At 70.6% G+C, this 12420-nt stretch carries 10 protein-coding genes; 5 read left to right on the top strand and 5 right to left on the bottom strand.

Features of this window, described 5'->3' with window-relative positions:
* Positions 1-364: 364 nt before the first annotated feature.
* A complete protein-coding gene (locus tag SPRI_RS02475; protein ID WP_005307885.1) occupies positions 365-3358 on the top strand; it encodes a family 16 glycoside hydrolase in 2994 nt (997 codons plus the stop codon).
* A 90-nt stretch (positions 3359-3448) separates the two neighbouring features.
* On the opposite strand, the gene SPRI_RS02480 is transcribed toward SPRI_RS02475, so the two are convergent.
* The gene (locus tag SPRI_RS02480; RefSeq protein WP_005307888.1) at positions 3449-4726 is read right to left on the bottom strand and encodes an amidohydrolase; all 1278 of its coding nucleotides are present in this window, start codon (positions 4724-4726) and stop codon (positions 3449-3451) included.
* A 48-nt stretch (positions 4727-4774) separates the two neighbouring features.
* Positions 4775-5659 (bottom strand): alpha/beta fold hydrolase, encoded by an 885-nt coding sequence (locus tag SPRI_RS02485; RefSeq protein ID WP_005307890.1) that lies wholly within the window; start codon positions 5657-5659, stop codon positions 4775-4777.
* Positions 5660-5705: 46 nt separating this feature from the next.
* Here SPRI_RS02485 and SPRI_RS02490 point away from each other — a divergent pair, with 46 nt between their 5' ends.
* From SPRI_RS02490 to SPRI_RS02505, 4 genes are all read left to right on the top strand, one after another.
* A complete protein-coding gene (locus tag SPRI_RS02490) occupies positions 5706-6320 on the top strand; it encodes a TetR/AcrR family transcriptional regulator (protein ID WP_005307892.1) in 615 nt (204 codons plus the stop codon).
* Positions 6317-7258: a carbohydrate kinase family protein gene (locus SPRI_RS02495; protein WP_037772992.1), complete on the top strand. Its 942-nt coding sequence runs from the start codon at positions 6317-6319 to the stop codon at positions 7256-7258. Before SPRI_RS02490 ends, SPRI_RS02495 begins: the two co-directional genes overlap by 4 nt.
* A 226-nt stretch (positions 7259-7484) precedes the next feature.
* On the top strand, positions 7485-7925 hold the full coding sequence (locus tag SPRI_RS02500; protein WP_005307898.1) for a Rieske (2Fe-2S) protein: 441 nt from the start codon (positions 7485-7487) through the stop codon (positions 7923-7925).
* Between the two features lie 484 nt (positions 7926-8409).
* Positions 8410-8970 carry a hemerythrin domain-containing protein gene (locus SPRI_RS02505; RefSeq protein ID WP_005307900.1) on the top strand — a complete coding sequence of 187 codons (561 nt, stop codon included), beginning with the start codon at positions 8410-8412 and terminating at the stop codon, positions 8968-8970.
* Positions 8971-9064: 94 nt separating this feature from the next.
* On the opposite strand, the gene SPRI_RS02510 is transcribed toward SPRI_RS02505, so the two are convergent.
* The 3 genes from SPRI_RS02510 to SPRI_RS02520 all read right to left on the bottom strand — a co-directional run bounded on the left by SPRI_RS02510 (position 9065) and on the right by SPRI_RS02520 (position 12390).
* Complete coding sequence (locus SPRI_RS02510) at positions 9065-10639, bottom strand: alkaline phosphatase D family protein (protein WP_053556670.1); 1575 nt, start codon at positions 10637-10639, stop codon at positions 9065-9067.
* Between the two features lie 189 nt (positions 10640-10828).
* Positions 10829-11659: an SDR family NAD(P)-dependent oxidoreductase gene (locus SPRI_RS02515; protein ID WP_005307904.1), complete on the bottom strand. Its 831-nt coding sequence runs from the start codon at positions 11657-11659 to the stop codon at positions 10829-10831.
* 134 nt (positions 11660-11793) lie between these two features.
* Positions 11794-12390: a gamma carbonic anhydrase family protein gene (locus SPRI_RS02520; RefSeq protein WP_005307906.1), complete on the bottom strand. Its 597-nt coding sequence runs from the start codon at positions 12388-12390 to the stop codon at positions 11794-11796.
* Positions 12391-12420 lie beyond the last annotated feature (30 nt).

A 12420-nucleotide genomic window follows, 5' to 3' on the forward strand; every position in this document is an offset into this window, starting at 1 on the left:
GGGATCGTCACGCGGGTGTCAATGGATGCTCGTAAGTACGCCGTTACGAACAAGAACAAGCACCGAACCGCCGCTGGCGCAAGAAGTGACAACCCGTCAACTTTGTTCGCCCACACCCCGAAGTCGAGCCGCCATGCCGTCACTTCACCTCTGTGGCGGCAAAGTTTGTTCTCAGTGATGACGAAGTATGGACAGCGTCAGCAAAAGGCTCCTAGGGTTTGCGGCGCACTCCTGTGTGAGCCTTCGCTCACCGCACTGCGTTCCCTCGAACCTCCGGATCGGCAGCGGCCGATCGCGGCCCCGCGTTGTGGTCCACGTTCACCACCGTTACGTGCTCCCGCCGCCAGGGAGCCCGGGAGGATGCATGAATCCACGGTTGCGCCAACGACTTCGCAGACGGACGACCGGCCTGGTCGCCGCCTCCTTCCTGGCCGGCTGCCTCATATCGCCGCCCGCCTCGGCAGCGGCCGGCGCCGCGGAGGACCTGCCCCCGCAGGAACCCGGCGTCACACTGCGCGTATTCGACATACAGCTCCCCATGAGCAAGATCTGCTCCATCAAGCCGGGACAGACGCCGAACGTCGACAAGCTGATGCCCACGATCGACTGGAGTTCCACCGACGACTTCGGCGTCGGCGACAACTTCGTCTCCCAGGTGATCGGCAACATCGACGTCCCCCAGGACGGCTCCTACACCTTCCGGCTGACCAGCGACGACGGCTCACGGCTGCTGATCGACGAGCGGCCGGTCATCGACCACGACGGCCTGCACGGCGCCGAACCCAAGGACGGGACGGTCACGCTGACAGCGGGTCACCACGCCCTGCGTATCGACCACTTCGACCGTACCGGCGGCCAGCAGGTCACGCTCGCCTGGCGTCCCCCGGGCGCCTCCGACTTCTCCGTCGTGCCGAACTCGGTCCTGAGCACCGACGCCGGTGTCGTACGTGTGACCGCGCCGGGCCGCAAGGAGTGCGAGAGCGGGACCGACTCGCCCGGCGACGGCCTGCCGCTGACCGGGGTCCACCCCGGCTACGACCTGACCGACCTCCGGCCGGCCGGCTTCGAGCCGCAGATCACCGGCATGGACTGGCTGCCCGACGGCCGGCTCGCCGTCACCACGTGGGGCGGCACCGACAACACCGCCGGCGAGGTCTACCTCCTCGGCAACGTCACCCATGACACCGGGCCCGACAAGGTGACCGTCAAGAAGGTCGCGAGCGGCCTCAAGGAACCGATGGGCATCAAGGCCGTCGACGGCAAGATCTACGTGTCGCAGAAGCACGAACTGACCGAGCTCAGCGACGTCGACGGGGACGACGTCATCGACGAACGGCGCACAGTGGCGACCTGGCCCTTCGGCGGGAACTTCCACGAGTTCGCCTTCGGCCTGCTGTACCGCAAGGGGTTCTTCTACCTCAACCTGTCCGTGGCCATCAACTACGGCGGTGCGACGACCGATCCGCAGCCCGCGCGCAACCGCGGCACCACGGTCAAGGTGAACGCGAAGACCGGCGAGGTGTCGTACGTCGCCGGCGGTCTGCGCACCCCGAACGGCATCGGCTGGGGCCCGGGCGGCGACATCTTCGTGACGGACAACCAGGGCGGCTGGCTGCCGGCCTCCAAGCTCGTGCGGATCAAGCAGGACCGCTTCTTCAACCACTTCACGAACCCGGACGGCCCCTTCGACGCCAACCCGGTGAGCAAGCCCGTGCTGTGGCTGCCGCAGAACGAGATCGCGAACTCCCCCAGCACACCGCTCCACCTCACGACAGGCCCCTACGCGGGGCAGTTGTTGTTCGGCGACGTGACCTACGGCGGTCTCCAGCGCGCCTATCTGGAGAAGGTGAAGGGCCAGGACCAGGGCGCCGTGTTCCGGCACACCCAGGGACTCGAGGCGGGCGTCAACCGCATCAGCCAGGGCCCGGACGGCGCCATCTACGCCGGCGGTCTGGGCGCGGGCGGCAACTGGGGCCAGGAGGGCAAGCTCACCCACGGCCTGCAGAAGCTGACACCGAACGGCGACGACGTCTTCGACATCCTGGCCATGCGCGCCAAACGGAACGGCTTCGAGCTGGAGTACACCCAGCCGCTGTCCCAGGCGACGGCCGACAAGCTGGCCGCCGGCTACCAGGTCGAGCAGTGGCGGTACGTCCCCACACCCCAGTACGGCGGCCCGAAGGTGGACGAGGAGAAGTTGGCCGTGCAGTCGGCCGCACTGTCCGCCGACCGCAAGAAGGTCACCCTCGTCATCCCCGGCCTCAAGCCCGACCGGGTGGTCCATGTGCGCTCACCCCGTCCGTTCAGTTCCGCGAGCGGCGAGGCGCTGTGGAGCACGGAGGCCTGGTACACACTGAATGCCATGCCCGGCAGACAACCTGAGGTCACCCTCTACGAGGCCGAGGAGGCGCGGCTCGCGGGCGGCGCCGGCACGGACACCGAGCACGCCGGTCACTCCGGCAGCGGCTTCGTCGACGGATACGGCACCGAAGGCGCCTCGACCACCTTCGACGTGAACGTCGAGGAGGCCGGCACGTACGACGTCGGTCTGCGTTACGCCAACGGGCCGCATCCCTTCACCGGCACCAAGACGGTGAGCGTGTACGTGAACGGCACGAGGACCGGACAGACGCAGCTGCTCAGCACGGGCGAGTGGAACAAGTGGTCCACCCGGACCGAACAGCTTCCGCTGCGCGCCGGCGCCAACACCATCAGCTACCGGTACGACAGCGGCGACACCGGGCACGTCAACCTGGACATGATCACCGTCCATCCCCATGGAAGCCGTGTGGTCCTGTTCGACGGGGCGGACCGGTCGGCCTGGCAGCAGACCGACGGGCGCACCGCGCAATGGCCGCTGACGGACGGCGCGATGGAGGTCTGCTGCGGCGACATCCGCACCAAGCAGGCGTTCGGTGACTTCAAACTGCACACCGAGTTCTGGCTGCCGGTGCTCCCGCCGGACGTGACGGGGCAGGACCGGGCCAACAGCGGCGTGTACCTCCAGGACCGCTACGAGATCCAGGTGCTCGACTCCTACGGCGCGCCCCCCGCCGTCGACGGGGCGGCCGCGATCTACCAGCGCAAGGCGGCGGACGTCAACGCGGCTAAGCCGCCGGGCACATGGCAGACGTACGACATCACCTTCCGGGCGGCGCGTTTCGACGAGGCCGGCAGGAAGACGCAGGACGCCCGCGTGACCGTCGTGTGGAACGGCGTCACGGTCCATGACGACGTGGCCGTGGCGGGCCCGACCGGGGCGGGAGCACCGGAGGGGCCGACGGCGGGCCCGATCCGTCTCCAGGACCACGGGAGCAAGGTCCGGTACCGCAACATCTGGATCGAGCCCCTGTCGTAGGACGCGGAGGTGAGGGCGGCGGCCGTCCCGGGTTCCGGGACGGCCGCCGCATCCGTCGTCACGGCGCCGGCCTGATGCACGGACGCCCCGCTACGACGTCCTGATGCCGAGCCACTGCCCGGCCGCGCCCAGCAGCGCCCGGACGCCGAGTTCGATGGTCGGGTCCTGGAGGGGCGCGTACTGCGGTGAGTGGTTGTAGGCCACCCCGGGCGGCAGCCCTCCGCCGACGAGGGAAGCGGGGTCCGGGTCGGGGAACAGTCCCGGGTCCGCTCCGCCGAAGTGCCAGAACACCGAAGGCACCCCCATGGCCGAGCCGAACGCGCCGAAGTCCTCGCTGCCCATGATCGGCTGAGGCAGCGTCCAGACCTGCTCCTTCCCGAGCACCGATCCGAGTCCCGCGACCGCCGTGGCGGTGGCGTCCGGGTCGTTGAGGGTGAGCGGGAAGCTGTTGAGGGAGGTGAACTCGGGCTCCTTCGGCGTGTCGGCCGCGAGGGCCTCCGCCCGTACGATCCGCTCGACGGCCGCGAGTACCCGGGTGCGGACGGCGGGGTCGGAACTGCGGATGTTGATCTTCATTTCCGCGGTGTCCGGGATGATGTTCTCCTTGGTCCCGCTGTGCAGGGACCCCACGGTGACGACGGCGGCCTGGTTCGCCCCCACTTCGCGGGAGACCACCGTCTGGAGACGCATCACGACCGCCGCGGCCATCACGACCGGATCGACGGTGTTCTCCGGTGCCGACCCGTGGCCGCCCCGGCCGAAGAGCCGTACGGCGAAGCTGTCGGAGGCGCTCATGACCGCGCCCGGTCTGGTCGCGGCGGTTCCGGCGGGAATGGGCCCGACGTGCTGTGCGAGGCACACGTCCGGGCGCGGGAAGCGTTCCGCGAACCCGTCGTCGATCATGGCCTGCGCCCCGCTGACCTCCTCGGCCGGCTGGAAGACGGCGACGACGGTGCCCCGCCAGGCGTCCCGGTCGGCGGCCAGCAGAGCCGTCGCGCCGAGCAGACAGGTGACGTGCATGTCGTGCCCGCAGGCGTGCATGACGGGCACTTCGTTGCCGTCGGCGTCGACCCCGGTGCGCGTGGAGGCGTAGGGCAGGCCCGTCGCCTCCAGCACGGGCAGGCCGTCCATGTCCGCCCGGAGCAGGACGACGGGCCCGTCCGACACTCTGAGCACGCCGACCACGCCGGTACCGCCGACGCCCTCCGTCACGTCCCAGCCCTGCTCCCGCAGCCACCGGGCGACGATGCCCGCCGTGCGCACCTCCTGGAAGGACAGCTCAGGATGGGCGTGGAGGTCCTGGTAGAGCTCGCGCAGCGCGGGGAGTCGTGCGTCCAGTCCGGCGAAGACAGATGGTGTCCCGGTCACGGGTGCGTCCTTTCCACGGCGGGTCGTCAGACGTACGCACCCACTGTCTCAGCCGGCGGCGTCCTGCCGGGGTGGGGCGGGCGACTCCTTGATGAACCGGCGCAGTTCGGCGCACAGGGCCCCGGGGTTGTCGAGCTGGACGAGGGTGCGGGCGTCCGGGATCTCGACGTACTCGCCGCGTGGCAGCAGGTCCGCGAGCCGGCGGCCGGTCGCGTGCGGCATCATGCGGTCCTTCGCTCCCCACGCGACGAGCGCGGGCCCGCGGAAGCCGCGCAGGCGCTCGGCCGCCCGCAGGTAGGTGTCCTTCCGCGTGCTGTGGAGGAAGGCTGCGAAGTCCCGCCGGATCCTCTTGTCGGTGAGCAGGGGCCCGTACCAGCGGCGGACGAGCCCGTACGGGATCGGGTGCTCCGCCATGCCGCCGAGCGAGTTGGGCAGCCGGACCAGGAGAGGCACCCGGAAGGTCTGGAGCAGCAGGAAGATGCCGCCGGGGACCCGGCTCAGGACCTGAAGCATCCTGCCCTGCACGCCGGGCGGGTAGTTCTCCAGCGCCTCGCAGGAGGTGAGGACCAGCCGGTGGACGCGCTCGTCGCGTACCCCGACGAGCAGCTGGGCCGTACCGGCGTCGTTCTGGACCAGGGTGACGTCCCGCAGGTCGAGCCGTTCGAGGAACTCGGCCAGCAGGTCCGCCACGCCCTGTGCCGACAGATCGGCGTCCGGGCGCATCGGCCGTCGGTGGCTCCCCATCGGCAGGACGGGGACCACGACCCGGAAGTCGGCGCGAAGGCCGTCCACGACGGCGTGCCACACCGACTCGTCGAAGCCCAGTCCGTGCAGCAGCACCACGGTCTCGCCGCTTCCGCCGGTGTCCGTGTACTCGACGGTCCCGGCGCTCAGCTCGATCGCGCGCACCGGGCTCAACTCGATCTCATGCATCGGCATCCCCTATTGGATCGATCGATCTAGTGAGAGAATAGCCGAGATGAGAACGACAGGCGACACACGAGCGCGCATCCTGGACGCCGCCACCGAACTCTTCCGGCGGCAGGGCTACGCGGCCACGGGCATGAAACAGATCCTCACGACGGCCGGGGCGACCTACGGGTCCGCCTACCACTTCTATCCCGGCGGCAAGACCCAGCTCGGCGAGGACGTGGTCCGCACCTCGGGCGCCGCCTATCTGGCGCTGATCGGCGAGCTGTTCCAGGACCGGGCCGCCGACCCGGCGGAGACGACCGCCCGGGCGTTCACCGGGGCGGCGCAGACACTGCTCGACCTGGATTACGCGGACCCCTGCCCCATCGCCACCATCGCCCTGGAGGTCGCCGGGACCAACGAGGCCCTGCGGGTGGCCACCGCGGAGGTGTTCGATTCCTGGACCGACGCCCTCGCCGCCTTCTACGGCTCCTTCGGCATCGCCGAGTCCCGCGCCACGGCACGGTCGGTGATCGCACTGCTCGAAGGCGCCTTCATGCTCGGCCGCGCCGCGCGCTCCACGGCCCCGGTCCTCGACGCCGCCCCCGCGGCGGCCGCGATCGTCCGTGCCGCCGCCGGCCGGTCCCCCCTCTCCGGCCGCACCGAAGGGGAGACTTTGTGATCGTCGTCGCCGGTGAGGCGCTGATCGACCTCGTGCCGCAGACCGGCGGTGAGCTGCCTGCTCCCCTGCTGCCCGCCCGCGGCGGCGGCCCCTACAACACCGCCGTCGCGCTCGGCCGGCTCGGCGCCGACGTCTCCTTCTGCTCCCGGATCTCCACCGACGCCTTCGGCGAGTCGCTCATCGGGCGCCTGCGCGAGGAGGGAGTGGACACCGCACTCGTGCAGCGTGGCCCCGAGCCCACCACGCTGGCCGTCGCGGCGATCGGCCCCGGCGGCTCCGCGGCCTACACCTTCTACGTCGAGGGCACCGCGGACCGGCTCTTCACGGTGCCGCCCGAGCTGCCGGCCGCCACGCGCGCCCTGTCGCTCGGCACCTGCGCACTGGTACTCGAACCGGGCGCGAGCGCGTACGAGGAGCTGATGCGACGGGAGGCGGCGCGCGGCGTCTTCATCGCGCTCGACCCGAACATCCGGCCCGGCCTCATCCCGGACGCGGACGCCTACCGGGCGCGGTTCAGGAGCTGGCTCCCGCACGTGTCGATGCTCAAGCTGAGCGAGGAGGACGCCGACTGGCTGGGGAACGACGTCGGCACCTGGCTCGCCGCGGGGCCCGCGGCGGTGGTGCTCACCCATGGCGGGGACGGGCTCACGGTCCTCACCCGGGAAGGCGACCGGCTCTCCGTCCCCGGCGAGCGGGTCCGTGTCGTGGACACCATCGGGGCGGGCGACACGGTGAACGCGGCGCTCCTGCACGCCCTGTCCGAGCGGGACCTGCTGTCGCCCGGTGCCCTCGGTCAGCTGCCGCCTGCCCGCTGGCGCGAGGTGCTGGGATTCGCGGCCAGGGCCGCGGCGCTCACCTGCACGAAGGCCGGCGCCGAACCTCCCTACGCCCACGAACTGCGGGACGACGGCGACGGGCCTGCCGCGGGAGGCTCGTGACGGTCCGGCAGCTCCGAAAAACGGCTGCAGGCAGCTCGCCGAACGCCTCAACCGGCGCGAAACCCGGCCGTCGCGGAGCCAAGCTTGTCGGATGAGCTGATTGACCGGTCACCAATTGAATTCTGAACACAGCACGCGAATTACGCTGAGCGACTCTCACGCCTCGGGTGTACGTTCGAAGTAGTTCCATTTCGGCATGCCGACCGCCGAGCCTCGGAGGTCTGAAATGGCAGACACACTTCCCAACCCGGCAAGCGACGACACGACCCGATTCGAAGCCGCGCCCGACCCGGACGGCACATTGATCCCGGTGCCGTCACAGGCGCCGCAGGGCAAGCCGATTCGAGACGATGCACGGATCACGGTCAGTCCACGTCAGGAGCGCGGCTACTACGTACAGATCTACAACGGTCCGCCCGACCCGCCGAGTGAGGTCGAAGAATCCCTCAGCGAGTTCCTCTCGGACCTCCTCACGGAGACCGGTCAGAAAGCAATAGAGGACGCGCTCTTCGTGGGGGCACCTGCGGTTCTGGAATTCCTCGCTTCGGCCGCAGGCGTGTTGGCGTCCGTTCTCACCACCTCGCCCTTGCTGCACGAACAATTCTTCAGGGGTGTCATGGATGACGGGACGGCCGTCACTTATGTGGTGCTCACCCCCAAGGATTAGGCGATCTCCGCTCCAGGATCACGCGGAAGGGCCGCCGGACCGGCCGATGGCGTGATCCGCCGGCTCCCCGGCCGGGGCCCTTGTTCGCGGGCCCCGGCCGCGCGCTGGTGTACGCGCACGATGGGGGCCGAGCCGGGCTGTTGGTGGTGAGGAGGCAGCAGGCGGGTTCGACGCCGCTTCACGGATGTCCCTGATCGGACCCGCTCGCTGCGCCGTCGCGTGGTCGCCGCCTTACGCTCAGGGCTTGCGACGCCGTCGGACGCACACGGCCCCTCAGGCGCAGGACGCCCCGCTCCATGCGCTGCGGCAGCTCCGGGCAGAGCCGAAGGCCCCTACGGAACTTCCCGCCGGTGGCCCAACCCCAGGGTGTCCGGCGCCTTGTGGACGCGCCGGAGCGGGGTACCCGCGTTAGGGTCGCCGATGAGGCGCGGCAGCCACGCCCGTGGGGGGATCCTTCGCAGCAAGCGAGAGAGGACGCCAGGACATGGCACACGGCGGGAACGTCATCCAGGAACTGACGGCCGACCACCGAGAGGTCGACCAGATGTTCGCCGAGATCGAGGCCCAGGCCGCCGGAGACCCGCGGCGCCGGGAGCTGGCGGACGAACTGACCAAGGAACTCGTCCGGCACTCCGTCGCCGAGGAGGAGTACCTCTATCCCGCGGTCCGCCGCTTCGTCGACGACGGCGACGACCTGGCGGACGAGGAGATCTCCGACCACGCCCAGGTCGAACGCATGCTCAAGGAGCTCGAGGGCTGCAAGGCCGACGATCCCCGGTTCGACACCCTGATCACCCAGCTGAAGTCCGCCGTCACCTCGCACGTCGCCGACGAGGAGAAGCGGCTGTTCCCCCTGCTCGCCGAGTCGTGCAGCGCGGACCTGCTGATGGAGCTGGGCGACAAGGTGCGCACCGCCAAGCAGAGCGCCCCGACCCGCCCGCACCCCTCCACCCCGCACACCGCCCAGGCCAACAAGCTGCTCGCCCCCGGCATGGGCATGGTGGACCGGGTCCGCGATCTCCTCACCGGGCGCGCCACCGGCTAGGCGCCCGGCCCGTGCCACGCGCCCGTACCGCCCGCACCCGCATACCCGACCGCACCGCGTACCCGGCCAGTCCCGGGTACGCGGTGCAGCTCGTTCAGACCTGGACGCCCGGAACGCCGTCCTCCACGACCACGCTGGCGCGGGTCGAGACGGGAGCGCCCGGCCTGGTCACGTACGGCAGGACGCGGAAGTCACTGGTCCAGCGCCCGGGTTCGACCCGCACCCGCACGTAGCCACGCTGGCCGTTGAAGAACTTCATGTGCGGGTTGGCCGCGAGGAACTTGGTGCCCTCTGCCGTCATGTCGGCGCCGTCGCCGCCGCTGGTGACGGACGTTCCGACGAACTCACTGCCCACGGTCGCCGACCCGGGGTCCTCGTAGTCGCGCTTGAGGTCCCACGCGTAGTTCTGGTGGCGGTCGCCGGTGATCACGACGAGATTGCGCACGCCCCGGCCGTCCGCCTCGGCGAGAAGGCGGTTCCGCTCCGCGACGTAGCCGTCCCAGGGATCCATCCACACCGTCGTGCCCGGTCCCGGGTCGTGGTCGGTCTGGCCCATCGGCGCCTGGTTGCCCAGCACCTGCCAGCGGGCGGCGGACCGGCTGAAACCGTTCAGCACCCACTCGCGCTGACGGTCGCCGAGCAGGCTGCGGTCCGGGGCGAACCGGTCGGCGCAGTCGGCGGAGAGGCCGTCGCCGCAGGGCTGGTCGTCGCGGTACTGCCGGGTGTCGAGCATCGTGAAGTCGGCGAGCCTGCCGTAGGAGAGCCTGCGGTACATCTGCACGTCGGGGCCCTGCGGCAACTGGGCGCGGCGCAGCGGCGCGTGCTCGTACAGGGCCTGGAACGCGGCCGCTCTGCGCTGTGTGAACGCCTGCGGGTCCTGGTCCTTCTCGGGTATGCCGTCGGCCCAGTTGTTCTCGACCTCGTGGTCGTCGAAGGTCATGATCCACGGGAAGCGGGCGTGCGCCTGCTGCAGCGGGGCCTCGGACTTGTAGAGACCGTACTGGAGGCGGTAGCGGGCGAGGTCGACGGTCTCCGTGTGGAACCTGGCGTCGGTGACCACCCCGCGCTTGTTGGACTTGACGCCGTATTCGTAGAGGTAGTCGCCGAGATGCACCACCAGGTCGAGGTCCTCCTGCGCCAGGTGCTCGTAGGCGGTGAAGTAGCCGTCCTGCCAGGCCTGGCAGGACGCGAAGGCGAACTTCAGGTCCTTGGGGGTGCTCCACGCCGGCGGGGTGGTCCTGGTGCGGCCCACGGGCGAGACGTACGAGCCGGCACGGAAGCGGTAGTAGTACTCACGGTCGGGCCGGAGCCCGTGTATCTCGGGGTGGACCGAGTGCGCCAGTTCCGGTGTGGCGACGACGCTGCCGCTGCGGACGATGCGCCGGAACCGCTCGTCGTGGGCCAGTTCGTAGTGCACGCGGACCGGCCGGCCGGGCATGCCGCCCTTCCCGTCCTCGGCGAACGGGTCGGGGGCCAGCCGCGTCCACAGCACCACGCCGTCGGGCCACGGCTCGCCGGACGCGACGCCGAGGGAGAAGGGATCGTCCTTCATGACCGGCGAGGCGAACGCGGAGCCGGAGCCCCACTCGCCGGTGCCGAGCATCAGTACGGCGGCGCCTGCGCCGCCGAAGCCGAGCAACTGCCGCCGGGAAACGGGACGTGCGCCCACAAGGTCCTCCTTGGCTGTCCGGTACGAACCGCCGGGAAGTCTTCAGTGGGCCGGTGTCACGCGGCCGCCCGCGTGGTGGCCGGTTCCCCAGAATTACGTGAACACGACACCCATCGGGGCCGTTGCCGTCCATCCCGCCTGCGGCCGGGCCGGGGCCGGGAGCGGCCCGGCCCCGGCCCCGACGGCCGCTCAGTGCGCGGCGGCCGGCTCTCCGACGAGGCGGTGCGTCAGTTCCATGAGGCGCCTGCGGGCGTCGGCGTCGTAAGCCTGCTCGTGGGCGCGGGAGTCGGTGAAGCGGTCGAAGTAACGGCCCGTCACGCCGGCCACGTCCGGGTCGGTGACCAGTCGCACGGTCGGCCTGACGCCTTCCTCGATGCCGATGACGGGGGTGAGGCCGTAGTCCCGCACCCCTTGGGTGTCCATCAGGTGCGCCGGGTGCAGGGCGTTGACGGTGACACCCGTGCCGGCGAGTTCCCCGCCCAGCTCGAAGGTGGCCATGATCAGTGCCAGCTTGCTGCGGCAGTAGGCGCGCAGCCCCTCGTAGTCCCGCTCCAGCATGATGTCGTCGAAGTCGATGCGTTCCTGTCCGACCGAGGCGACATTGACCACGCGGGCGGGCGCGGAGGACATCAGCAGGGGCAGCAGACCACGGACGAGGGCGTACGGCGCCAGGTGGTTGACGGCGAAACGCAACTCGTGGCCCTGGGCGCTCAGTTCCCGCCGCAGCGGTTCGGTGCCGCCCCCGGCGACGGCGTTGTTCACCAGCGCGTCGAGGTGCGGCTCCGCGGCCAGGATCCGCTCGGCCATCGCGCGCACCTGGCGGAGGTCCGCCAGGTCGGCGAGGTAGGTGCGCACGGTGGCCCCGGGTGCGGTTGCCCGGACCTCGGCCGCCACCGCGTCGAGGCGCACCCGGTCACGGCCGTGGAGCAGCACGGTTCCGCCGCGGCGTGCGAGGTCGAGCGCGATCCCGCGGCCCAGGCCCTGGGTCGCGCCGGTGATCAAAGTGGTGGGTCGGTTCATGCCGGTCATCCTCACGGGCGGGCGACCGGGCAGGGAGTGTGTGCCGAGCCTGGTGTCAGCACCACCAGCCACGGGCCCTATCACCGCCAGGTGCCGCGGTGCCTGAACGACCCGTGTGCACAGGCACCGTCGTGTCAGCCGTTCAGCGGCCGGTCGTCCATGTGAGCTCCGTAGTAGTCCGTCTGGCGGGCCATCAGGGTGCGCATCCCGGTCCCCCGCGGAAGCCCGTAGACGGTGCCCGGGAAGTCGAGATCCCGCTGCTTGTCCCACAGCTCGTCGTGCCGGTCCGGGGAGAACAGCTCGGCCGGGTCTCCGGCGGCGATCCACCCGATCGGGACGACCGTCCCCGGCGCCAGCCGGGAGTTGACGTGCAGCACGCTGTTGATCCGCAGCTCGGAGCGGGCCCCGGCCACCGCGCCGGGGAAGAGCGAGGCACCCGTCGCCACGAAGACCTCGTCCTCGACGGTCGCACCGTTGACATGTGTGTGCGGACCGATGAGCACCGCGTCCCCCAGCACCGCGGGATGCCCCGCCCGGCCGCGGACCAGTGAGTGCTCCATCACCACCACGTCCGCTCCCGTGCGCACTTCGCCGTCCTCCGCGGTGAGGACCGCGCCGTGCAGCACACGCGCCCGCTCCCCCAGGACGACGGCTCCGCACAGGACGGCCGAGGGAGCCACATAGGCGGACGGGGGAACCACGGGGCTCCTGCCGCGATGTTCGATCAGCATGTCCCAGAGACTAGGGCCTCTCGTTCGGAT

The organism is Streptomyces pristinaespiralis (assembly GCF_001278075.1).
GTDB classification, from domain to species: Bacteria; Actinomycetota; Actinomycetes; order Streptomycetales; family Streptomycetaceae; genus Streptomyces; species Streptomyces pristinaespiralis.

Excerpts from the sequence above, each read along its gene's own strand:
- SPRI_RS02475 (WP_005307885.1), top strand. The coding sequence starts at position 365 with ATGAATCCACGGTTGCGCCAACGACTTCGCAGACGGACGACCGGCCTG.
- SPRI_RS02485 (WP_005307890.1), bottom strand. The coding sequence starts at position 5,659 with ATGCATGAGATCGAGTTGAGCCCGGTGCGCGCGATCGAGCTGAGCGCC.
- SPRI_RS02490 (WP_005307892.1), top strand. The coding sequence starts at position 5,706 with ATGAGAACGACAGGCGACACACGAGCGCGCATCCTGGACGCCGCCACC.
- SPRI_RS02500 (WP_005307898.1), top strand. The coding sequence starts at position 7,485 with ATGGCAGACACACTTCCCAACCCGGCAAGCGACGACACGACCCGATTC.
- SPRI_RS02505 (WP_005307900.1), top strand. The coding sequence starts at position 8,410 with ATGGCACACGGCGGGAACGTCATCCAGGAACTGACGGCCGACCACCGA.
- SPRI_RS02515 (WP_005307904.1), bottom strand. The coding sequence starts at position 11,659 with ATGAACCGACCCACCACTTTGATCACCGGCGCGACCCAGGGCCTGGGC.
- SPRI_RS02520 (WP_005307906.1), bottom strand. The coding sequence starts at position 12,390 with ATGCTGATCGAACATCGCGGCAGGAGCCCCGTGGTTCCCCCGTCCGCC.